Annotated in this window: 20 protein-coding genes and 1 tRNA gene; 16 read left to right on the top strand and 5 right to left on the bottom strand. The window is 31.8% G+C overall.

The features are described 5' to 3' along the window. The first annotated feature begins 146 nt into the window (after positions 1 to 146). The 5 genes from WHD08_RS18000 to WHD08_RS17980 all read left to right on the top strand — a co-directional run bounded on the left by WHD08_RS18000 (position 147) and on the right by WHD08_RS17980 (position 8,544). Positions 147 to 455, top strand: a complete 309-nt coding sequence (locus tag WHD08_RS18000; protein ID WP_208889817.1) for a DUF6660 family protein — start codon at positions 147 to 149, stop codon at positions 453 to 455. A gap of 122 nt (positions 456 to 577) precedes the next feature. Further along, positions 578 to 4,912: a CusA/CzcA family heavy metal efflux RND transporter gene (locus WHD08_RS17995; RefSeq protein WP_208889818.1), complete on the top strand. Its 4,335-nt coding sequence runs from the start codon at positions 578 to 580 to the stop codon at positions 4,910 to 4,912. Positions 4,913 to 4,916: 4 nt separating this feature from the next. Further along, positions 4,917 to 6,107, top strand: a complete 1,191-nt coding sequence (locus WHD08_RS17990) for an efflux RND transporter periplasmic adaptor subunit (RefSeq protein ID WP_208889819.1) — start codon at positions 4,917 to 4,919, stop codon at positions 6,105 to 6,107. Next, on the top strand, positions 6,107 to 6,526 hold the full coding sequence (locus WHD08_RS17985) for a Fur family transcriptional regulator (RefSeq protein ID WP_208889820.1): 420 nt from the start codon (positions 6,107 to 6,109) through the stop codon (positions 6,524 to 6,526). Before WHD08_RS17990 ends, WHD08_RS17985 begins: the two co-directional genes overlap by 1 nt. Positions 6,527 to 6,582: 56 nt before the next feature. Further along, positions 6,583 to 8,544: a heavy metal translocating P-type ATPase gene (locus WHD08_RS17980; protein WP_208889821.1), complete on the top strand. Its 1,962-nt coding sequence runs from the start codon at positions 6,583 to 6,585 to the stop codon at positions 8,542 to 8,544. A 122-nt stretch (positions 8,545 to 8,666) separates the two neighbouring features. Here the strand turns inward: WHD08_RS17980 and WHD08_RS17975 are convergent, their stop codons facing one another. Together WHD08_RS17975 and sucC are read right to left on the bottom strand one after the other, a co-directional pair. After that, on the bottom strand, positions 8,667 to 9,230 hold the full coding sequence (locus WHD08_RS17975; RefSeq protein ID WP_208889822.1) for a hypothetical protein: 564 nt from the start codon (positions 9,228 to 9,230) through the stop codon (positions 8,667 to 8,669). 98 nt (positions 9,231 to 9,328) lie between these two features. Then, entirely contained in the window at positions 9,329 to 10,525 is a 1,197-nt protein-coding gene (gene sucC, locus WHD08_RS17970) for an ADP-forming succinate--CoA ligase subunit beta (protein WP_165733658.1), read from the bottom strand. Between the two features lie 237 nt (positions 10,526 to 10,762). Between sucC and WHD08_RS17965 the strand changes: the two genes are divergently transcribed. From WHD08_RS17965 to WHD08_RS17920, 10 genes are all read left to right on the top strand, one after another. Further along, positions 10,763 to 13,186: a DUF5916 domain-containing protein gene (locus tag WHD08_RS17965; protein WP_208889823.1), complete on the top strand. Its 2,424-nt coding sequence runs from the start codon at positions 10,763 to 10,765 to the stop codon at positions 13,184 to 13,186. A gap of 108 nt (positions 13,187 to 13,294) precedes the next feature. Further along, positions 13,295 to 13,957 (top strand): ABC transporter ATP-binding protein, encoded by a 663-nt coding sequence (locus WHD08_RS17960; RefSeq protein ID WP_165733660.1) that lies wholly within the window; start codon positions 13,295 to 13,297, stop codon positions 13,955 to 13,957. A 45-nt stretch (positions 13,958 to 14,002) separates the two neighbouring features. Then, positions 14,003 to 14,548, top strand: a complete 546-nt coding sequence (locus tag WHD08_RS17955; protein ID WP_208889824.1) for a CPBP family intramembrane glutamic endopeptidase — start codon at positions 14,003 to 14,005, stop codon at positions 14,546 to 14,548. 6 nt (positions 14,549 to 14,554) lie between these two features. Next, entirely contained in the window at positions 14,555 to 15,319 is a 765-nt protein-coding gene (locus WHD08_RS17950) for a TIGR02757 family protein (RefSeq protein WP_208889825.1), read from the top strand. 190 nt (positions 15,320 to 15,509) lie between these two features. Beyond that, entirely contained in the window at positions 15,510 to 17,459 is a 1,950-nt protein-coding gene (locus WHD08_RS17945) for a BatA domain-containing protein (protein ID WP_208889826.1), read from the top strand. Beyond that, on the top strand, positions 17,456 to 18,709 hold the full coding sequence (locus tag WHD08_RS17940; protein ID WP_208889827.1) for a dihydroorotase: 1,254 nt from the start codon (positions 17,456 to 17,458) through the stop codon (positions 18,707 to 18,709). The genes WHD08_RS17945 and WHD08_RS17940 overlap by 4 nt, the downstream gene beginning before the upstream one ends. Positions 18,710 to 18,714: 5 nt before the next feature. Beyond that, positions 18,715 to 19,041: a hypothetical protein gene (locus WHD08_RS17935; protein WP_165733665.1), complete on the top strand. Its 327-nt coding sequence runs from the start codon at positions 18,715 to 18,717 to the stop codon at positions 19,039 to 19,041. A 21-nt stretch (positions 19,042 to 19,062) separates the two neighbouring features. Beyond that, on the top strand, positions 19,063 to 19,704 hold the full coding sequence (locus WHD08_RS17930) for an alpha/beta hydrolase (RefSeq protein ID WP_208889828.1): 642 nt from the start codon (positions 19,063 to 19,065) through the stop codon (positions 19,702 to 19,704). Positions 19,705 to 19,895: 191 nt separating this feature from the next. Next, a complete protein-coding gene (locus WHD08_RS17925) occupies positions 19,896 to 20,342 on the top strand; it encodes a GNAT family N-acetyltransferase (protein WP_208889829.1) in 447 nt (148 codons plus the stop codon). Between the two features lie 65 nt (positions 20,343 to 20,407). After that, positions 20,408 to 20,480, top strand: a tRNA-Gly gene (locus tag WHD08_RS17920). A 68-nt stretch (positions 20,481 to 20,548) separates the two neighbouring features. Here the strand turns inward: WHD08_RS17920 and ppk2 (WHD08_RS17915) are convergent. Both ppk2 (WHD08_RS17915) and ppk2 (WHD08_RS17910) read right to left on the bottom strand, forming a co-directional pair. Continuing rightward, positions 20,549 to 21,328: a polyphosphate kinase 2 gene (gene ppk2, locus WHD08_RS17915; RefSeq protein WP_208889830.1), complete on the bottom strand. Its 780-nt coding sequence runs from the start codon at positions 21,326 to 21,328 to the stop codon at positions 20,549 to 20,551. A 7-nt stretch (positions 21,329 to 21,335) separates the two neighbouring features. After that, on the bottom strand, positions 21,336 to 22,190 hold the full coding sequence (gene ppk2, locus WHD08_RS17910) for a polyphosphate kinase 2 (RefSeq protein WP_165733669.1): 855 nt from the start codon (positions 22,188 to 22,190) through the stop codon (positions 21,336 to 21,338). Positions 22,191 to 22,283: 93 nt separating this feature from the next. Between ppk2 (WHD08_RS17910) and WHD08_RS17905 the strand changes: the two genes are divergently transcribed. Next, on the top strand, positions 22,284 to 23,234 hold the full coding sequence (locus tag WHD08_RS17905; protein ID WP_208889831.1) for a lipid A deacylase LpxR family protein: 951 nt from the start codon (positions 22,284 to 22,286) through the stop codon (positions 23,232 to 23,234). 34 nt (positions 23,235 to 23,268) lie between these two features. Here the strand turns inward: WHD08_RS17905 and WHD08_RS17900 are convergent, their stop codons facing one another. Next, positions 23,269 to 24,693, bottom strand: a complete 1,425-nt coding sequence (locus WHD08_RS17900; RefSeq protein ID WP_208889832.1) for an ATP-dependent DNA helicase — start codon at positions 24,691 to 24,693, stop codon at positions 23,269 to 23,271. Position 24,694: the final 1 nt, after the last annotated feature.

The following is a 24,694-nucleotide window of genomic DNA, read 5'->3' as shown; positions in this document are numbered from 1 at the left end:
AATTCTGATATTAACGGAATAAGAACCAACCTTTTTTAGTCTTATAAAATTGAAAAACACTGATATCTTACACCAATTTAAAAGATATTGAATTCGACCATCAGTTTGCAATACCATTGCAACAATAAGTTCCTATATTTGCATCAATGAAATTTTTTATATTTTTATTAGCTATTTATATTTTTGCACTCAACTTAACACCTTGTGCAGATTTTATTGTGCCTAATGATCATGTACAAACCGAAATTTCACAAATTACCGACAACCATCAACATCAAGAATCAGATTTATGTTCGCCTTTTTGTATTTGTCAATGTTGCCACGTAAACGCAACAGATCTTCAATTAACTTTTATTAAAATTGAAGTTTCTGAAATTTCGACACAAGATTTTTTCTTTTTAAACGGCTCAGAAAAAGAGTATACTTCTTCAATTTTACAGCCTCCAATAGCATAATTTAATTCTTTTACAGGATACTTATATCCCATTTTGAATCTTTTAGGTTCTTTTTATTTCGAATGATTCTATTATTAAAATTGAATTATATCGAGATGTTTCACTGAATTAAATCTTTTTTTATGATTAATAAAATCATTGATTTCTCAATCAATAACAAGTTTATTATTGGTTTGCTTACGCTTACCATAATTGCAGCAGGTATTTGGAGTATGACCAAAGTACCTATAGATGCTGTGCCAGATATTACCAACAACCAAGTACAAGTAATTACCCAAGCGCCAAACTTGGGCACAGAAGATATTGAGCAGATAGTAACCTACCCTGTAGAAATTGCCATGAGCAATCTACCTAATGTTCAAGAAATTCGTTCTATTTCTCGCTTCGGATTGTCTGTGGTTACAGTTGTTTTTAATGACGATATGGGTACGTATTTACCACGTCAATTAGTAGCAGAAAAACTAAACGATATTAAAGCTCAAATTCCCGAAGGATTTGGAGAACCATCTATGGGACCAATATCTTCTGGATTAGGAGAAATTTATCAATATACCTTAAAAGTAAAGCCAGCATTTAAAGACAAATACTCAATTACCGATTTACGAACCATGCAAGATTGGATTGTACAACGTCAAATGGCCATGGTAAAAGGTGTTGTTGAAGTAAACGCCATAGGCGGAAAAATTAAGCAATATGAGGTTGCCCTAGATCCGAATGAATTAAGAGCAATTGGCTTAACCATTACCGATGTTTTTGAAGCTTTGGAGACCAATAATCAAAATACAGGAGGTGCTTATATCGAAAAAAATCATCAAGCCAACTTTATTCGTGGAGAAGGATTGGCAAGAAGTTTAGACGATATTAGACAAATTGTTATTAAAAACACTAATAATATTCCAATTATCATTGAAGATATTGCAACCGTTCAATATGGTGCTGCCGTTCGGTATGGTGCTATGACTCAAGATGGAAATGGTGAGGTTGTTGGCGGAACGGTAATGATGCTTAAAGGAGCCAACTCCAATGATGTTATAAAAAATGTAAAGGAAAGAATGGCTGAGATTGAAAAATCTTTACCAGAAGGTGTTAGTATAGAACCTTTATTAGACAGAAGTAAACTGATTAAAGAAACAACATCTACAGTTTCAAAAAACCTAACTGAAGGCGCTTTAATCGTTATTTTTGTCCTCATTTTTTTATTAGGTAATTGGAGAGGTGGCTTAATTGTGGCTTCAACAATTCCATTATCATTATTATTTGCTTTTATTTTAATGAATGCATTTGGTGTTTGGGCAAACCTAATGAGTTTAGGAGCCATAGATTTCGGAATTATTGTTGACGGTGCCGTAATTATTGTAGAAAGCACTGTTTTCATTATAGCGACACAAGTCTTAAAAAAGAAGAAATTATCGCAAAAAGAAAGGGATGGTGTAGCAGCAAATGCTTCTAAAAAAATGATGAATGCTGCCTTTTTTGGTCAACTTATCATCTTAATTGTGTTTTTACCCATTTTAGCATTAGAAGGTATCGAAGGGAAAATGTTTAAGCCAATGGCTTTAACGTTCATATTTGCCATGATTGGTGCCATGATTCTTTGCTTAACATATGTACCAATGATGTCTGCCTTAATTTTAAGAGCTCCTAAATCTGACAAAAAATCGTATGGTGATAAATTTGTTCTTTGGACAGAACGAAAATACCAACCAATATTAGAGAAAGCTTTAAAAAATGGAAAACTAATTGTTGGTATCTCGGTCGTTTTATTTGGTATAACTGTATTTATGTTCTCTAAAATGGGAGGAGAATTTATACCACAACTAGATGAAGGAGATATTGCATTTCACGCTATTCTAAAACCTGGTAGTTCTCTTACAGAAACACTTGAAACGACAACTCGAGTTGAGCAAATTGTAATGTCTAAGTTTCCAGAAGTTAAAAAAGTTGTTAGTAAGATAGGGGTTGCAGAAATACCTACAGATCCCATGCCAATGGATCTTGCTGATGTTTTTGTTATTCTGAAACCTAAAAGTGAATGGACAACTGTAACTTCTAAAGATGAATTAATTGAAAAAATAAAAGAAGCCGTAGAAATTATTCCAGGAGTAAATTACGAATTCACGCAACCTATGGAAATGCGTTTTAATGAATTGCTAGAAGGTGTTCGTGAAGATATTGCTATAAAAATTTATGGTGAAGACATTGATGTTCTTTCTCAAAAAGCGGAAGAAATTTCTAAAATTATTGCGGGTACAAAAGGTATTGGTGATATGAAAACGGAAGCTACCACAGGTTTACCACAAATAACCATCACATATAATAGAAGTAAACTAGCGCAATACGGCTTGCAAATAAACATGCTGAACCAAATTGTGCAATCTGCATTTTCAGGAGGAACCGCAGGTATTATTTTTGAAGGTGAAAAACGTTTTGACTTAGTAGTTCGTTTAAATTCTGAAAATAGAAAAGACATTTCAGACGTTCAAAACTTATTTATCAACTTGCCTTCTGGAATACAAATTCCGCTTCGCGAAGTTGCAGATGTGAGTTATAAATCAGGTCCTATGCAAATAAGTAGAGACAACACCAATAGAAGAACTTATGTTGGTATTAATGTTAGAGGACGTGATGTAAAATCTTTAGTCGAAGAAATTAAAGTAAAATTAGATGAGAAGCTAGAATTACCTGCGGGTTATTTTATCCGCTATGGCGGCGCTTTTGAAAACCTAGAACGTGCTAGTGATCGTTTACAAACCGTTGTTCCCATTGCCTTGTTACTTATTTTTGTATTGATTTATTTTGCATTAAAATCGTTACCACAAACCTTAATGATTTACATAGCAATCCCTATGGCAACCATTGGTGGTGTTGTAGCATTATGGCTTAGAGACATGCCTTTTAGTATTTCTGCAGGTGTTGGTTTTATTGTGCTCTTTGGTGTTGCTGTTCTTAACGGACTAGTAATGATTAGTGGTTTAAATGAACTAAAAGAAGAAGGTGTTACCAATTTAAAAGACAGAATTATAGAAGGTACAAAAAGACGTATTAGACCTATAATGTTAACTGCACTTACAGATGTTTTAGGTTTTTTACCAATGGCAATTTCCGCATCTGCAGGTGCAGAAGTACAAAGACCTTTAGCAACCGTTGTTATTGGTGGTTTATTGACCTCTACCCTATTAACACTATTCGTTTTACCTATTTTATATCATTGGGTAGAAAACAAAACTTTTAATTTTAAGATGAATAAAAAACTGATTACGAATACCGCTATTTTAGTATTTATATTCTTATTACCTATTGCAGGAAATGCCCAAGAGTCTATAAATAAGCTACCGATACTTTCAATGCAAAATGCTCTAGAATTATCAAAAGAAAATTATCCTAGTTTAAAAGAAGGACAGTTAGAAATTGAAAAACAGCAACTATTAAAAAGTACTGCTTTCGATTTTGGTACTACTCAAATTTATACAGGCGGAGAAGAACTAAACAATGGTGTTGGTGTTTACACAACTATCGGTTTAGGTCAATCTAATATTGATGTTTTTGGAATTTCATCTAAACGAAAATTAAATAAACAACGTATTCAATTGGCAGAAAAGGCCTATCAACTTTCTGAGTTAGATTTAGAGCTAGAAGTTAAAAAAGCTTGGTCAAAAGTATTTCAGACAAAGAAAAACTACTATTTATATAAAGAGTTAGACTCAATTTATACTAATTTCGAAAAATCTGTAAAGTTAAATTATGAAGTAGAAGCGATCTCTAAATTAGAATATTTAGCGGCTAGAAATCAAAAGTTACAAATTCAGAATAAAACAAAACAAGCCTACAGTGCGTATATTATTGCAATACAACAATTCAATTTATGGTTTGTTTCTGATGAACTGTTTACCGTATCAGATAAATTTGAAGACGTAAATACTATTGATATCAGTACGATTAACCCAGAATTACATCCATTATACAGTCTTTCTCAATTGCAAGTAACAGAAGCAGAGGCGAACTATAAAGTAGCAAAAGCAGAAAACTTGCCTAAACTAAATCTTCAAGGAGGCCTACAGGAAGTACAAGGAATTTCTGGGTTCTACAACTATCAAATAGGTATTTCTATCCCCTTTTTATCAGGTAAAACAAAAGCACTAATTAAGACAGCAAAAATAGATACAGAAATTGCCAAAGCAAATTTAAAATTCAAACAAAAGGAAATTAAATCTAAATTATTTCAGACAAAAGAAAATTATCAAAAATGGAAAACTTCTTGGTTGTTTTATAAAGAAGAAGTTTTACCCCTTGTAGAGAGTCAAAAAACAGGTGCTTTATTTGCTTACAAAGAAGGAGAGATTGATTACACCTCATTTACACAACTTATAAAGGAAGCCATACAGTCTGAATTAGACGCACAAGATGCATTTATAAATTATTTAGAAAGTACTTTTGAATTACAATATTTTAAAAATTAAGACGATGAAAAACACAATATATAACATTCTAGCAGTATTAATTCTCTCAGTTTTACTAACTTCATGCGGTGATAAAAAAGTAGATGCACACGCACATGATATAGAAGTTAAAACAGAAGTAAAGCAAGAAGAACATCTTGAAGAAGCGATGCTTTCTGCACAACAATTTGATGCTTTAAAAATGAAAGTAGCAACTATAGCAACAAGACAAATGAGTGGTTTTGTAGAAGCAAATGGAACCTTGGAGGTTCCACCACAAAATGAAGCAGCAATAACTACAGTTGTAGGTGCAAATGTGGTTTCTATTAAAGTGATTGAAGGAGATAAAATAAATAAAGGGCAGGTTGTGGCGTATCTATCACATCCAAATATTATAAAAATGCAAACGGAATATTTAAATGCTTATAGCAATCGTAATTTTCTACAAAAGGGTTTTGAGCGTCAAAACAAACTATACAAGGCTGGCGTTGGTTCTGGTGCTAATTTTCAAAAAGCAGCAGCTGAGTATGAAGCATCAAAAGCATTAGTCAATGGAATGGCTGCACAATTAAAACTGTTAAACATAAGTACTTCTTCTGTTAGAAATGGTACTATTTTTCAACGCATTGCATTGCGAACTCCAATTGAAGGTTTTGTGCAAAAAGTTCAAGTAAAAATGGGACAATATGTAGATCCACAAACAGAATTGTTCGAAATTGTAGACACACATCACGTGCATGCAGATTTAATGGTTTTCGAAAAAGATGTTTACAAAGTAAAGAAAGGTCAGAAAATAACGTTTGATGTTCAATCGATTCCTAATCAAGAATTAACGGCAGAAATATATTCGGTAGGTAAAACTTTTGAAGAAAACCCAAAAGCAATTCACATACACGCAGAAATAGAAAATAAAGAAGGAAATTTAATTCCGGGAATGTATATTAAAGGAAGGATTCAGGTAGAAAACACAGAAACAACAGCATTGCCAGAAAGTGCTATTACAAAAGAAGGCGATCGTTTTTTCGTTTTTTCTGTTGAAAAAGAAAATGATGCTTGGAGTTTTAAACCTGTAGAGGTTATTCCAGGTCAAAAAGATGGTGATTGGGTGGCAATAACTTTTCCGAATGAAATAAACCCAAATACAAAATTTGCTTATAACAATGCGTATTACCTTATTGCAGAAATGAAAAAAGGAGACGCAGAACATTCACATTAATGACGCAAACAATAGAACATTTTTTAGAATCTAACAATATTCGGGTTACAGCAATGCGACTGCTTATTTACAAGTTTCTTGCAAAAAAGCAAGTTGCTGTTACCTTAACGGATATTGAAAATGCTTTTGAAAAAGTAGACAGAACAACTTTATACAGAACTATTAAAACTTTTGAAGAAAAGACAATTGTACATCAAATTGATGATGGAACGGGTATTACTAAATACGCCCTTTGTGCACAAGGATGTAATTGTGAAATTGAAACCGATTTACACCTACATTTTCATTGCAATCATTGTAATGAAACAGTTTGCTTAACAGATCATAAAATTCCACAAATAAAAGTACCCGATGGTTTTATTTCAGAAAACATCAACCTCGTTGTAAAAGGGATATGCGATAAATGTAGCGGACAATAAATGCACTTCCGTTGCATTGAATTTTATAGCATCTTTGAGTTATAATTAAAAGCATTATGAAAAAAAAGCAACTCAATTTAAGAGATATAAAACCAAGTCCAGAAAAAGAGCATCATCACCACCATGATGATGACGGCCACAATCACGATGGAGATCCAGGTGGTTTTAAAGCCTATATTCCAGCAATTGTAAGTTTTACAATGTTGATGACTGGTATTGCCTTTGATTATTTTGACATTTCTTTTTTTAAAGATTGGATCAGAATTATTTGGTACGGAATCGCATATATACCAGTTGGACTTCCCGTAGTTAAAGAAGGTTGGGAAAGTATTAAAAAAGGAGCTGTTTTTACTGAGTTTTTCTTGATGTCTATCGCAACTGTTGGAGCATTTGTTATTGGCGAATATCCAGAAGGTGTTGCGGTAATGTTATTTTATGCCGTTGGCGAATTATTTCAAAGTGCCGCAGTAAATAGTGCTAAAGGAAACATCAAAGCATTGTTAGATGTCCGCCCGAAAGAAGCTAATGTTTTTAGAAACGAAAAAATAGAAAGCGTAACACCTGAAGAAGTTGCTATTGGAGAAAAAATTCAGGTTAGAGTTGGTGAGAAAATTCCGTTAGATGGTATTCTAACCTCAGCAAAAGCATCTTTAAACACGGCAGCGTTAACAGGAGAAAGCAAACCGAATACTCTTACAAAAGGTGATACTGTATTTGCTGGAAGTATTAATTTAGAAAACGTAATTGAAATTGAAGTAAGCAAAGAATTTAAAGACAGTTCTATTGCTAGAATTTTAGATTTGGTACAAAATGCGACAGCCCGTAAATCTAAAACGGAATTGTTTATCAGAAAATTCGCACGAATTTACACACCAATTGTAGTGTATTTAGCGATTGCCGTAACATTCTTACCATACTTTGTTGTAGCTAATTATGTATTTACAGATTGGTTATATAAAGCCTTAATCTTCCTAGTAATTTCTTGTCCTTGTGCTTTGGTTATTTCTATTCCGTTAGGTTATTTTGGCGGATTAGGGGCTGCTTCTAAAAATGGAATTTTGTTTAAAGGAGCTTCATTTCTAGATACCATGACTAAAGTAAACACACTAGTTCTAGACAAAACAGGAACTGTAACAAAAGGTGTTTTTAAAATAACAAACATTAAAACAATTGGTTGGAAAGAAAAGGAATTTATGAAATACCTTTTTGCCATAGAAGAACAATCTACACACCCAATTGCCAAAGCTATTTTAGAATATAAAGCAGATACTCCATATTTTAAAGCAACTGAAGTCTCGGAAATTGCAGGAAAAGGTTTAAAAGGAACCGTTAATGAAAGAGATATTTTGGTTGGAAACAAAGCTTTAATGACTACTCATAAAATTGAAGTTCCGCAAGAAGTTGAAACCATTGTAGAATCGATCGTTTTAGTTGCTATTGACGGAGTCTTTGCTGGTTATGTAGTAATTGCAGATGAATTAAAAGACGATGCAAAACAAACCATTATCAACCTACATAAAATTGGTATTAAAAACATTATAATGCTTTCTGGTGATAAAGACTCTATTACTCAAAAAGTAGCATCAGAATTAGGTATTAAAATCGCCAAAGGTGGATTATTACCAGAAGACAAATTACATGAAGTAGAACTTTTAAAGCAAAATCCTGCAAATAAAATCGCTTTTATTGGTGATGGTATTAATGACGCACCCGTTTTAGCTACAAGTGATGTTGGTATTGCCATGGGCGGTTTAGGGAGTGACGTTGCCATTGAAACAGCTGATGTTATTATTCAGACAGATCAACCATCAAAAGTAATTAAAGCGATAAAAATAGGACGTTCTACACGACAAATCGTATGGCAGAACATTGTACTCGCTTTTGGTGTAAAATTAATTGTAATGATTTTGGGTGCTGGAGGTTTGGCAACCATGTGGGAAGCTGTCTTTGCTGATGTAGGTGTTGCTTTACTAGCAATTTTAAACGCTGTTAGATTGCAAAAAATGCATTGGGATTAAAGATTATATTCTTCACTTTTTATCAAAAAAAACGTCTCAAAGAAATAGAACTTAATTCATTTCTTTGAGACGTTTTTAAAGACCTCTAAACTTCTTAACCTTTATACTCTTTACTATTAAGTTTAGTTTTCACTACCCCAAGGAGCAGAAGGTGTTTCAATTTCTTTTGTGGTATCAAACTTTACAGAAAAGTACCTTTCAGAACCAATTCTTCTTAGACTATATGTAAAACTTGTTTTATCAATAGTTACCCACCAAACATTGGTTGCTGCTGCCGGAATTAAATCTGCAGTTAGTTTATCCGCAGGAAAAACTTGAAGATTCGCTAATCCAACATTCGAACTCATACCTCCATATTGTGTAATTTTATATTCTGATCCATCTTTGTGCCTATGATCGTGTTTTAACTGAATCAAATTATCTTTATCCATTGTAAAAACCCACGTTCTAGATTTGTCATCACCCACAAAAAAAGGAATTCTAATGGTATTTTCTTCACAAGAACGCACATGCATTACTAATTTCTCACCAGTAAAACCATCGCCTTCTTTTCCGCCTGCAACAATTTCTCCTTCATAAGATTTGCCATAATGTGTTGTTAAAGCATCCCAAAACACTACAGAATTTGGCACACCTTGTGCTAATAATTGAATTGGTAACAATAATAGAAACACTAATTTTCTCATATTTTAATTTTAAATAATCGGATGAAGATACACTTTTTAAGCATAAAAAAACGCCTCATTTACATGAGGCGTTTTAAATATTTATAAAACTTTAAATATTAAGCTCCTAAAACTTCAGCAACTTTATCTGCAGCTTCTTGAAATTCTGTAGCAGAAATAATTTCCATTCCAGAATTGTCAATTAATTCTTTTGCTTCAACAGCATTTGTACCTTGTAATCTACAAATAATTGGCACAGTAATTTTGTCTCCCATACTTTTGTAAGCATCTACAACACCTTGTGCAACTCTGTCACAACGTACAATACCTCCAAAAATGTTTACTAAAATTGCTTTTACATTCGGGTCTTTTAAGATAATACCGAAAGCAGTTTCAACTCTAGCTGCATCTGCAGTACCTCCAACGTCTAAAAAGTTAGCAGGCTCTCCTCCAGATTCTTTAATTAAATCCATAGTTCCCATTGCTAAACCAGCTCCGTTTACCATACAACCAACGTTTCCATCTAAATCTACATAGTTTAAACCAGCAGCTTTTGCTTCAACTTCAATTGGATTTTCTTCACGTAAATCACGCATTGCTGCATAATCTTTATGTCTGTATAATGCATTTTCATCTAAAGAAACTTTAGCATCAACTGCCATTATTTTAGAATCAGATGTTTTTAATACTGGGTTAATTTCAAACATAGCAGAATCTGAACCAATATACGCTTTGTATAAATTGGTAACAAATTTTGTCATTTCTTTAAAAGCAACTCCAGATAAACCTAAGTTAAAAGCAACTTTACGTGCTTGAAAAGGCATGATTCCTAATAAAGGATCAATTTCTTCAGTAAAAATTAAGTGCGGAGTTTCTTCTGCAACAGTTTCAATATCCATTCCACCTTCTGTAGAATACATAATCATGTTTTTACCAGTTGCTCTGTTTAATAAGACAGACATATAGTACTCATCTGGCTCAGAATCTCCAGGATAATATACATCCTCACAGATTAAAACTTGATTCACTAATTTTCCTTCTGCAGAAGTTTGAGGAGTAACTAACATCATTCCTAAAATATCATCAGAAATACTTTTTACTTCGTCTAAGTTTTTAGCCAACTTAACTCCACCACCTTTACCACGACCACCTGCGTGAACTTGTGCTTTAATTACATGCCAACCAGTTCCTGTTTCTTCTGTAAGCTTTTTTGCAACTTCTACTGCCTCAGCAGGAGTACTTGCAACAATTCCACGTTGTATTCTAACGCCAAAACTGTTTAATATTTCTTTTCCTTGATATTCGTGTAAGTTCATCTGTAAATGTTTAAAACGGAATCAAAAATACAAATTCATATATAAAAAGGTGCAAAGTTTCTATTAAAAATTTATTAATGCTATTTATCTTAAATTTTCTAGAGATATTTTATTACAAATAAGTGTAACATTTTAACACGATACACGTCTTTATAATAACGAACAAAATAGACTCATGTATCTAAAACAGATAAAAGATATTGGTTTTGTACGTACAGATAATCAACCAAAAATTATATGTTTAAAAGAATCATTTTACTGCTTTTTGCAGTGTTACCAATAGCTCAGCTATCTGCTCAAAATAAAAAAAACAGAAAAACTATTAAAACCACAAGGGTTAAAAAGACTCCAAAAATAGATGGTCTTTTAAATGATGTAGTATGGGAAATGGCAGAAGTTTGTACAGACTTTGTTGACTTAAGACCTAATAATGGTAAATTGGTTTCAGAAGAATATCAAACAACTGTTAAGGTTATTTATGATGATGATGCCATCTATATTTCTGCTCAAATGAACGATCCGGACCCAGAAGGCATTCCGCAAGAGTTTGCAACAAGAGATAATTTTAGTATTTCAGACTTCTTTTTGGCTACCATAAACCCTAACGACGATGGTCAGAATCCTTTTGAATTTCTAGTACAAACTACCGGAAACCAAGCTGATGCTAAAGTTTCTAACGGAGATGAAGACTTTAATTGGAGTGCTGTTTGGGAAAGTGCTGCAAAAATTAATGATAAAGGTTGGGCAGTAGAAATGAAAATTCCCTACAGAGCAATTCGTTTTGCTAACAGACCTATACAATCTTGGGGATTTAATTTCCACCGAAGGTTAGAAAAATTAAACGCCCAACATACCTGGACGCACATTGACAATGCTGTTGGAAGATGGACGCAATACGATGGTTTAATTGAAGATTTTAGGGACATTAAACCACCAACAAGATTAAACCTTTACCCATATGCTTCTGCAACTGCCAATACTTTTGAAGGACATACAAAATATGATTGGAGTGTTGGAATGGATATTAAATATGGTTTAACTGAAAATTTCACCTTAGATGCGACACTAATTCCAGATTTTAGTCAGGTTGGTTTTGATAATGTTGAATTAAATTTAGGTCCTTTTGAACAACAATTCACAGAACAAAGACAATTTTTTACAGAAGGAACCGAATTATTTAACAAAGCAAATCTTTTTTATTCCAGAAGAATTGGAAGTTCACCTATAGATCAATTTAATGTAGAGAACACTTTATCTACCGATGAAGAAATTACAGATTACCCTAGTAAAGTAACCATGTTAAATGCTATTAAAGTTTCTGGAAGAACAAAAGGCGGACTGGGAATTGGATTTTTTAATGCCATTACAGAAAAAACAGAAGCAACTATAAAAAATAATGCTACTGGAAATACAAGAAAAGAAGTGATAGACCCTTTTACAAACTACAATATTTTAGTTTTAGACCAACAGTTTAATCAGAACTCTACGGTAACATTAATCAACACAAATGTTACAAGAGACGGCAGGTTTAGAGATGCGAATGTAACTGCTTTAGATTGGCACATAGAAACAAAAGACAGTAAATATAACGCAGACGGTTCTGTTAAAATGAGTAACATTTCTGATGACATTAACAACCCAAACACTGGGTATACGTTTGATAATAGCTTCGGATATAATTCTGATCACTGGAATTGGGAATTGGGTTATAATTTTGAAAACAAAGATTTTAACCCGAACGATTTAGGAATTCTTTTTAGCAACAACGAACAATCTATTTATGGTAGCGCAGGTTGGCGAACTTTACAACCAACCAAAAATTACAATTGGTATAATATCTATTACTACAACAATGCTAATTTTCAACATTATTCAGGCATTTATACTGGTTTTACTGCTAGCGCAGGAATTGAAGCCCAAACAAGAAATCGATTTACTTTTGGAGGAAACTTAAATTACAACACAGAAGAAAAAGACTTCTTTGAACCTAGGCAAGGATCTACAAGTGGCATTTATTTTCTACAACCAGAAAGAAAAAATATAAATATTTGGATTTCTACCAACTCTCAAAAAAAACTAGAAGTAAATGCTGATGTTTATTATTCTGCTTATAATAATTATAGCAAAGCAGCTTACGGCTTTAGCATTGCACCTCGTTATAGATTTACAAATCAGTTTTCTTTACAATATCAATTAGATTATAATAAAACGAATAACGATTTAGGTTTTGTAGACGAAGTAAATACAAATATTATCTTCGGTAAAAGAGATCGGAAAAACTACACCAACACCATTGCTGGTAAATATAGTTTTAGCACCAATTCTTCGTTATCTCTTAGTTTTAGACATTATTGGGGCGCTGTGAACTATAACGATTACTACACCCTAAATACAAACGGAGGATTAAACTCAAACGCAACCTATAATAGCGATAATGTAAACTTTAATAGTTGGAATTTAGACTTGAGTTACATTTGGCAATTTGCTCCCGGAAGTCAGTTAATAGCTTTTTACAGAAATGCAATTTTTAATGAAGACACAAACGCAGACTTAAATTTCAGTAAAAACCTAGACAATTTGTTTGAGGAATCACAAAGGCATACATTTTCTTTAAGACTCGTTTATTTTATTGATTATAATAAATTGAAAAATATATTTTAAAACTTCGTACCTTATAAAGACAACGGATATTCTTAACAACTAAGGATATCCGTTTTTTTATGAGTAAAATTAAAGTCTTTTTTATACATTCGTAACAAAGTTATATGTATGATAATTGGTAAAAACATTCACAAATATTATGGGGATGTAGAAGTTTTAAAAGGAGTAGATTTACACATAAAAAAAGGAGAAATTGTTGCTATTGTTGGTCCTTCTGGAGCAGGAAAAACAACCTTACTTCAAATTTTAGGTACTTTAGACAAACCTCAAAAGGACGAAAACTTCGAATTGAAACTAAATAATGTTTCACTGAAGAACCTTGCAGACAAAAAGCTTTCTTCCTTTAGAAACCAACATATTGGCTTTATTTTTCAATTTCATCAATTATTACCAGAGTTTACAGCATTAGAAAATGTTTGTATTCCTGCTTTTATTGCCAAAAAATCGAAATTAGAAACAGAGACAAGAGCTAAAGAAATACTTACTTTTTTAGGATTATCGCACAGAATAAGTCACAAACCCAACGAACTTTCCGGAGGAGAACAACAGAGAGTTGCCGTTGCAAGAGCATTAATTAACAATCCTTCTGTTATTTTAGCTGACGAACCTAGTGGAAACCTAGATAGCGAGTCTGCAAAAAACTTACACGAGCTGTTCTTTAAATTACGTGATGAATTTGGACAAACCTTTGTAATTATTACACATAATGAAGAGCTGGCAGACATGGCGGACAGAAAATTAACTATGATTGACGGTAAAATTATAGAATAATGTAACATTTCTAAGTTTAATACTACTTATAAATAAACCTAGATAATGAAAGAAACCTTTAACAATGTAATTAGCTATTTAAAAAACCCAATACCAGGAGAAGATCCCAATAAAAATGCTGGGTATCGCATTAAAATACTCTTTCACCTATTTGTTATTAGCATAGCAACTAGCATTATAATCACTCCTTTATTCAGTTTAATTCAAGAACTACAACTGGTAGATTTTGAAACGCATAAATTAGAAGAAATGTTTAAAGACATGTCTTTTATTCAAATTCTATTATTGGGTTCTGTCCTTACTCCTATTTTAGAAGAAACCTTCTTTAGAGCACCAATTACTATTTTTGTAAAACCAAAATCGTTTAAATACTCTTTTTATATTTTTACACTAATTTTCGGTTTCATACATATTAGCAATTTTGAAATCACCACAAACGTTTTATTACTCTCTCCTATATTAATCTTACCACAATTATTAGTTGGTGGTTATTTTGGATATATAAGAGTAAAATTTGGCTTATTATGGGCGATGTTACTTCATGGAAGTTATAATGGTTTTTTATTTTTAATAAGTTTTTTATTTGAGTAGATAGATATGAAGAAATCAGAATTAAAAGAGTTTTTAGACGAGAAGGTAGTTCTATATAACACCCCTAATTTTATTGAATCTGACCCAATTCAGATTCCGCATTTGTTCACAAAAAAGGAAGATATTGAAATTTCAGGCTTTTTAACGGCAACTATTTCTTGGGGAAACCGAACCATGATTATTAAAAATGCCACTAAAATGATGGATTATTTTGATCATTCTCCTTTTGATTTTGTGATGAATCATGAAGAAAATGATTTAAAAATTCTTGAAAATTTCGTGCACAGAACTTTTAATTCAATCGATTTACAACAATTTATAAAGTCCTTAAAACACATTTATACGCATCACCAAGGACTAGAAAAGGTGTTGTTGGTTGATGAAAAACAGACCGATTATAAGCATGCAATTCATCATTTAAAACAAGTTTTTTTTGAAACTCCTCATCAACAAAGAACTCAAAAACACATCTCAGATCCACTAAAAAATTCGGCTGCAAAAAGGATAAATATGTTCTTAAGATGGATGGTTCGAAACGATAATTCTGGGGTAGATTTTGGTATTTGGAAAACCCATAAACCAGCAAATTTATCATGTCCGTTAGATGTACATTCTGGTAATGTTGCACGTAAATTAAAACTACTTTTAAGGAAACAAAACGACTGGAAAGCACTTTCTGAATTAGATACAAACTTGCGAAAACTAGATCCAAATGATCCTGTAAAATATGATTTTGCTCTGTTTGGTTTAGGTGTTTTTGAAAAGTTTTAATAACTCTTAAAAAAGACAAATAAAGCAATTTAGCACACCTAATTTAAAGTTCCTTTTCATCCCTTTTGCTCCTATTTCTATTTTCAAACTAAAGGCTATTATTTCGTTTTAATTTCAAAAGATTATCTTTCACATTTCTAAATCTATTTTTTAAATTTAACTTTTTTTGAATCACATCTAAACATGATAAATGCAATTTAAAAACCCAGAAATATTATACTTTTTAGCACTGTTAATCATACCGATTATAGTGCATCTTTTTCAACTACAAAGGTTCGTAAAAGTGCCTTTTACAAATGTTGCTTTTCTACAAAAACTAGCACAACAAACACGTAAAAGTTCACGTATAAAAAAGTGGTTAATTCTAGGTACAAGAATGCTTTTATTTACTGCTATCATTTTCGCTTTTTCTCAACCTTATTTCAGCAAAAAAACAGCCAATAAAAAACAACATAATTTCATCTATTTAGACAACTCTTTAAGTACAAACACAAAAGGAGAAAGAGGGAATTTATTACAAATAGCAGCTCAAGAAATTATAGAAAACTCATCAGAAAAAGATGTATATTCGCTGCAAACAAATTCTAGTTTCTACGACAGAATTACAAAGTCCGAACTAAAAAACATCCTATTACAGGTTAAAGAAACTTCAAAAAATTTAGATTTACCGACTGTTTTACTAAAATTCGACTCAAAAACAGAAAGTAAAACCAACACTACAAATAGAACAATACTAATATCTGATTTTCAGAATACTTATAAAAACGAGTTTACAAATGTAACACCCCTTATTTCAGCAATAAATCTAGAATCTTCCATAAAAAACAACATTTCTATAGACAGTGTTTTCGTTACTGATTATAACGGCAATAATTTCACACTCAATGTTCTTGTAAAAAACCAAGGAGAAGCAAAAAACAACATTCCTGTTGCTGTTTACAACAACAATAAACTAATTAGTAAACTCTCCTCCTCTTTTAAAAAAGACACTTTAGAAACCATTCAATTTAAAGTCCAAAATCAAGCAGAATTTAACGGTAAAATAGTCATTAATTTTAGCGATACTTTTGCCTTTGATAATGTGTTTTATTTCACCTTAAAAAACGACCAAAAAATCAATATTTTATCCATCGGAAACAAAGCTAATTTTCTTTCTAAAATTTATACGAAAAACGAATTCAACCTCACACAATCTACAGTCCAAAACACCAACTACAATTCCATTTTAAAACAGCAATTAATTATTCTAAACGAGGTAGAAAACATATCTGAAATACTATCTAAAAAAATCATTGAATTTTCTAAAAACGGAGGAAGTCTTGTAATTATTCCGCATAAAAATCTGAATATAAATTCCTACAATTCTCTGTTTAAAAATTTAAGTTTAGGGAAAATTCAACCTAAAAAAACAGACAGTTTAAAAATTACAAACATCAATTATAAGCATCCACTTTTTCAAAATGTATTTTCAAAAAAAGTGACTAATTTTCAATATCCAATAGTGCAACATTATTATCCTTTCTCTTCAAATAATAAAAGTACAATTGTAGCTTTTGAAAACGGAAGTTCTTTTATTTCTCAAATTAAAAATGGAGAAAATAACACCTTCTGGATATCGAGTTCTCTTGATGTAAAAAACAGCAATTTTATAAATTCTCCTTTAATAGTTCCTGTGTTTTACAACTTCGGAAAAATGAGTTTTAAACACCCTAAATTATTCTATAGAATTGCATCAGAAAACACCATTGATATTGATACAAATATTGAAAAAGACAAGGTGTTAAAAATTGCAAATTCTAAAAATTCTTTTATCCCGTTGCAAAAGAAATTTCAAAATAAAGTAAGCATCACCACAAAAGAACAACCATTAAAATCTGGCATATATAGCATCCTACAAAATACAGATACCATTCAAAAAATTGCATACAATTATGCTAAGGAAGAAAGTTTGTTAAATTTTCTGGATTTAAATAAACTAAAAGAAACCAATCAAAATATTACAATTTCTAATTCGGTTGCAGACGTTTTTAAAAAAATCAACAAAAAAAATGAAGTTCATTGGCTTTGGAAATGGTTTTTATCGTTGGCAATTGTATCTTTGCTTTTAGAAATTTTGATTTTAAAATTCTATAAACCATGACTACGCTTTTAAAATCGGCAACGATTATAGACCCTTCAAGCCCATATCATCATCAACAAAAAGATATTTTAATTACCAACGGAATCATTACTAAAATTGAGGATTCTATAGAAGACAACAATTATCAAGTGGTAACACTAGATAACTTGCATGTTTCTTGTGGTTGGTTTGATACGAGTGTTTCTTTTGGAGAACCTGGCTATGAAGAACGAGAAAATATTAAAAACGGATTAAACGTTGCTGCAAAAAGTGGCTTTACCGCTGTAGCAGTAAATGCAAACTCAAATCCAGTAATAGACAACAAGGCTGCGGTTGAGTATTTAATACACAAAGCAAACGGGTTTGCTACAAGCCTCTACCCTATTGCTGCACTAACGCAAAACAGTGAAGGTGTTGATATTGCAGAATTGTATGATATGCAACAATCTGGCGCCATTGCTTTTGCAGATTACAACAGACCAATCGCAAAAGATAATTTGATGAAAATTGCACTTTTGTACGCTCAGAATTTTGACGGCTTAATTTTTAGCTTTCCTAAAAACAACTCTATTGCAGGAGAAGGAATTGCAAATGAAGGCGTTAATAGCACCAGATTAGGATTAAAAGGAAGTCCTGCTTTAGCTGAACACATACAAATTGCAAGAGATTTATATTTATTAGAATATACAGGTGGAAAATTACATATTCCAACTATTTCTACCACAAAATCTGTTGAGCTAATTAAAGAGGCTAAAAAGAAAGGATTGCAAGTTACCTGCAGTGTCTCTGTACATCATTTAACTTTATCTGACGACGAATTACATGGTTTTGACAGTAATTTTAAGGTAAATCCTCCCTTGAGAACTAAAACCGATTTAAAAAGCCTAATAAAAGGAATTAAATCCGGAGTTATCGACATTATCACTTCAGACCACAATCCTATTGACATAGAGCATAAAAAATTAGAATTTAGTGAAGCAAAAGACGGAACCATTGGTTTAGAAAGTGCTTTTGGTGCAATTAATTCAGTTTTAGACTTAGAAGATTTTATAGAAAATATTACAAGCAAACCAAAAGCTATTTTTGGTATAGAAAATCTTTCTATTCAAGAAAACAATAAAGCTGAAATTACTTTATTCAATCCTGAACAGAATTACACTTTTACAAAAGAGGATATTTTATCAACCTCTAAAAACAGCGCTTTTTTAGATAAAAAATTAAAAGGAAAAGCCTACGGAATTTACGCTAACAATCAATTAATATTAAAATAAACAGCATGCAAAATCAAACAGCAAACGAAGGAAAAACAATGGCAATTATAAGTCATTTTTGGATTATAGGTTTAATCATCGCTTTTTTCATGAACAACAGCACAAAGAATTCTTTTGCTAATTTTTACATCAGACAAATGATAGGCTTAAATTTAATTCAATTTTTAAACGGATGGATTATCTATAACTACCTAGGAAATACAGCAGGAATAATTGTAAGTACTATTTTATTGGTTTTATGGGTTATTTCATTAATGGGAGCTGTTAAAGGTGAAGAAAAAATTATTCCTGTAGTTGGAGATCAGTTTCAAGAATGGTTTAAGAACATATAATTAGATTAAAAAGGAATATAAATGAGCGATTTACAATACATAGTTAGGCAACCAAAAACAATAGCTAAAAACCCGCCATTATTAATTTTATTACATGGTTACGGAAGTAATGAACAAGATTTATTCTCTTTTGCTGAAGAATTACCAGATGAATTTTTAATTATCAGCGCACAAGCACCTAACGCACTGGGTGCCGGTAGTTATGCTTGGTACGCTATTAATTTTGATGATGTAAATGGTAAGTTCTCAGATTTAAAACAAGCAAAAGAATCTATAGATAAAATTGCCATTTTTATTGATGAAATAAAAGCAAAATACAATACAGCCTCAGACAAAACTTTTTTATTAGGTTTTAGCCAAGGTGCTATATTAAGTTATTCTTTAAGTTTTTTCTACCCAAATAAAGTACAGCACGTAATTGCATTAAGTGGTTACATTAACACAGAACTACTACCGGCATCTATTCCTAAAGAGATTAAAACAGACTACTATTGCTCTCATGGTTCTGTAGACCAAGTTTTACCTATAGAATGGGCTCGAAAAAGCAAACCTTTCTTAGATAATTTAGATTTTAAAAACGCATACTCAGAATATCCGGTAGGACATGGAGTTGCACCTCAGAATTTTTACAGCTTTAAAACTTGGATTGAAGAACGTTTATAGGTTTGTTTATTTTAGACTTTTAAAAACTGTATCCCGAATCAATTTAAAGACACATAAAGAACCTCAAACACACGTTTGAGGCTTTTTATTTATAAACAAATTAAACTCAGCAATAGACAGGAATCTATCTTATTGATTAATTTGAACTACAAATAAAACCCAACAATACATTTACCATTAAATTATAAAGCATGAATACGCTAATAAAAGTAATTGAAGCAGAAGAAATTTTGACAATAATTCCGCTTTTAACAAAATTAAATTCAAAAACTCCTTTAGAAATATTAAAAGAGAGAGTTGTAGAAACTTCAAAAAACACAAATTACGAATGCATTGGCTTATATGTTGATGAAAAATTAGTGGGAATATCTGGACTTTGGTACACAACCAGACATTATATAGGGAAGTCAGCTGAACCAGACCATGTAATTATAGACGACTCTATCCGCGGACAAGGACTTGGTAAACAATTCTTTAAATGGATAGATAACCATGTTAAAAACAAAGGTTGTGAAGCTATAGAATTAAATGCCTACTCAGGTAATACGAAATCTCATAAATTCTATTATAATGAAGGATACGACATTTATGGCTTTCATTTTTTAAAGGTATTAAGAGCCGATAAAAAATTTTATTAATTTTTTCAAAAAAAAGCTTGCGGAACTCAAAAAACATATTATATTTGCAACCGCTTACCAATAATGCGAAAGTAGCTCAGTTGGTAGAGCGTCAGCCTTCCAAGCTGAATGTCGCCGGTTCGAACCCGGTCTTTCGCTCAAAAGACTTCATATTAAAATATGAAGTCTTTTTTTTTGCTTAAAAAATAAAAAAGATTTAGAAGTTTTTAAACCTCTAAATCTTTATCATAAGGAATACGATTTAAAATGTGATTAATTACATTTACTCGCGCTTCTGTTTTTCTATTAGCCCTAATTATCTTCCAAGGAGAAATAGCTGTATTTGTTTTTTCAAACATGGCTTTTTTGTACTCTGTATAATCATCCCAAAGCAATTGCGCCTTTTCATCTAATTTTGTCATTTTCCATTGCTTTAATGGATCACTTTTTATGTCTGCAAAACGTTTTGCTTGCTCTTTCTTAGAAATAGACATATATATTTTAACCAAATGAATTCCCGATTCTAAAATCATTCTTTCGAAATCATTAACCTGGTTCATAAAGATTTTATATTCCTCTTGTGTACAAAAGTCATTAACGGGCTCTATAACCGCTCTGTTGTACCAACTCCTATCGAAAAATACTATTTCTCCTGCTTTAGGAAACTGCTCTACATATCTCTGAAAATACCATTGAGACTGTTCATCTTCCGACGGCTTCGGCAACGCAACAATGCGCATGTGACGCGGATTGATTCGTTCTGTTAATCTCCTGATCGCTCCTCCCTTACCTGCAGCATCTCTCCCCTGAAAAACAATAATTATTCTTTCATTATTATTAATGGCCCATTTTTGTAAACGAATCAACTCTACTTGCAAGTCCTCAAGCTTCCTTTGATAATCTACATATCTAATGGCTCTTTCTATATTTAAAGGTTCTTTAGACAAAAGCGCTAACAAACCTTTCTTAGAATTTAGTTTTTTTAAATTTTTAGGTGATATTTCCATATTAAATTTAATCTATATTAGTATTAGATCTATAATAACGCATTACAACATTAGGATCTGGGGTTAATACTGTTTTTGCTTCTTTATCCTCATAATCAAATTGAGATAATACGTGCCTAATAGCTTCTAACCTTGCTACTTTTTTATCATTCGTTTTTATCATCATCCAAGGGCTATAAGAAGTATGTGTCTTAGAGAACATCTCGCCCTTATAATGCGTATATCTATCCCAAAGAATTTGCCCTTGCTTATCCACAGGACTAAATTTCCATCTTTTTAATGGATTTTCTTTTCTGCCTTCAAAACGCTTTAGTTGCTCATCTTTACTAATTGATAACCAAAATTTAATAATAACAACCCCGTCTTCGTACATCATATGCTCAAACTCGGGCACTTGCACTAAAAACTCTTTATATTGTTGGTCTGAACAAAAACCCATTACAGGTTCTACAACCGCTCTATTATACCAGCTTCTATCAAAAAAAACAATTTCACCAGGGTTTGGTAACTCCTTTATATAACGCTGAAAATACCATTGTCCTTTTTCTATTTCTGTAGGTTTGTTTAAAGCCACCAATCTACTAGAACGTGGGTTTAGGTGCTCCATAAATCTACGAATATTACCACCTTTACCAGCAGCATCTCTTCCTTCAAAAATAATTGCAACACGCTTGTTGTTATTAGAAATCCATCTTTGTAATTTAACAAGCTCTATTTGAAGCAACCGTAGCTCTTCATTATAAATAATTGTTTTCTTTACTTTCTTACAAGCAGCATTCTTTTCTCCTATAAGTGCTAATAACTCTTGATTGCTTTTAACATTCTGAAAGTCTTCTGAACTTAATCCTTCTTTAATTTCCATAAATTCTATTTACTCGGACTAAAATAACTACTTTTTTTTAGAAATACATTAAAAAAAAATCATTTTAAATAAGTTATTTTATATTTGTTACTTATGAAATACTTTATACTTAGTCTAGTTGTCTTTATATCGTCATATACTATTGCTCAAGAAAAATTCTCAAAAGAAATTAGCCTAATCACAGATAACGATTTATACGTTTCTACCGTTAGAGATCGATATTATACAAGTGGAATTTTCTTAAGCTACAGCTATCTTTCTAAAAATAAAAAAGAGCCTTTGGATAAACGAATTTTAGAATGGAAAATAAATCAAGAAATGTATACTCCTTTTAAAGCTACAGTTCAAAACGCTAGCAATCACGACAGACCTTTTGCAGGCTATCTATATGGGAGCTTCGGCATAAAAAGAATCTATAAGAACAATCAAATTTTTAACACTACTGCTCAAATTGGAGTAATAGGCAGTAATTCTTACGCAGAAGAATTACAAGAATTGATACATAATGTTTATGGCTTTAAAGAAGCAATAGGTTGGGAATATCAAATAAAAAATGCTTTTGCTTTAAATTTTAATGCGGAGTATTTAAAAACAATTGTAAACAACCAAAACCAGCTTTTTGATATTACTTGGACCAACAATGTAAATTTGGGTTCTGTCTACACAAATATCTCTACAGGTGTTTATAGTAGAATTGGATTAAAACCCCTTCAGAAATTAGCTAATTCAATTGCATTTGATACAAACCTAAATAACGAACAAACTAATTACTTTAGAGAAGTTGAATCTTTTTTCTACATAAAACCTATGTTGCGTTACGCAGTTTATGACGCAACTTTACAGGGAAGTTTCCTAAACAAAACAAGCCCAATTACCAACGATTTAAAGCCAATTGTCTTTCACCTAGAATTAGGATTAAAATTTACCGCAAACCGCTTTAACTTTGGATACTCATTTCATTACAACACAAGCAAATCTAAAGATTTACGATTTACAAATGGACATAGATACGGTCGCATCGCAATTAATTACCTACTGAAATAGCCTAATTTCAATTAACAAAAAAAAGAGTTCGTAACTACTCCTCAAAAAACTCATCTTTAAAACCGATTAAATACAATTTTTCTTGCGCTCTAGTTAATGCCGTATACAACCATCTGTAATACTCTTTAGACACTCCTTCTGGTAAATAAGGCTGTTCTATGAATACTGTTTTCCATTGCCCTCCCTGAGATTTATGACAGGTCATAGCATAAGAGAACTTAACTTGTAATGCATTAAAAAACAAATTCTTTTTAATTTCCATAAACTGTTTAGACTTCGATTTTAAGTGCGCATAATCTTCCTTTACTGCCTGATACAACTTATTAGACTCCTCATAAGTTAAAGAAGGGGTTTCACTCGTTAAAGTATCTAACAATAAAACAGTTTCAAAAGGCTGCATTTCTGGGTAATCGATCATCCTTACTTCTACTTCTGCAAATTTGAAACCATACAATTCTTTAATAGAAAATATTTTTAAGACCTCACAAATATCTCCATTAGCAATAAAACCTGCGGTTGAATTTTCTTTTAACCAGAAATAGTTATTTTTTACTACCATTATATAGTCTCCTGCAGAAATTTCATTTTCTTGACCACGAATTTTCATTCTAATTTGTTGATTGTAGTCATTCGCTCTTTTATTAGAACGCACAATAAACGCAGTATCCTCTACTCCATCACTTTCATAAGCAGTAACCAAAGCGTCTTCTATATCATAACCATCATCTAAACGTACAATATCCGGAAAATCGACATCAAACTTAAAATTAATAGCATCATTCTGAATCATCAACCTCAATAAGGTAGCATTTGCAAGAATTCCAGAATCTTCATGCTGACGCATAACTTCATCTAATTCAATTTCTGTTACATTCTTATGATAATCATACACCAAAGTATCTTCTTCTAAAGCAGGACTAATATTTAACTTTACAGGAGGTAATTGAGCAGTATCACCTATAAATATCAATTTACACTGATGACCAGAGTACACATATCTAATTAAATCGTCTAATAATGAACCCGAATCGAATAATTGTTGATTCTGTCTACTATCAGGAATCATTGAAGCTTCATCAACAATAAAAATAGTATTTCTGTGCTTATTGGGTTGCAAAACAAAACCTACGCCACCATTTGACTGTTTTTTAGGAAAATATATTTTTTTATGAATTGTAAATGCAGGTCTTTTAGAATATACAGAAATAACTTTTGCAGCTCGTCCCGTTGGTGCTAATAAAACTGCTTTCTTACCAATAGCTCCCAAACTATTAACATAAGCACTAATACTTGTTGTTTTACCGGTACCAGCGTACCCCTTTAATAAAAACAAAGCATCTGTATCTTCCGTAAAGCTAAAGTCGCTTAAAAGATTTAATAATTTATTCTGCTTCGTTGTTGGTGAAAATTGAAATTTTTTCAATAATTCTACGTAAAAATCGGCTCTTTTATTTATCATA

Origin of the sequence: Polaribacter sejongensis (genome assembly GCF_038024065.1) — a bacterium.
Classification (GTDB): domain Bacteria; phylum Bacteroidota; class Bacteroidia; order Flavobacteriales; family Flavobacteriaceae; genus Polaribacter; species Polaribacter sejongensis.
Note: the sequence above shows the minus strand (reverse complement) of the source record. Positions and strands in the feature narration are given on the sequence as shown.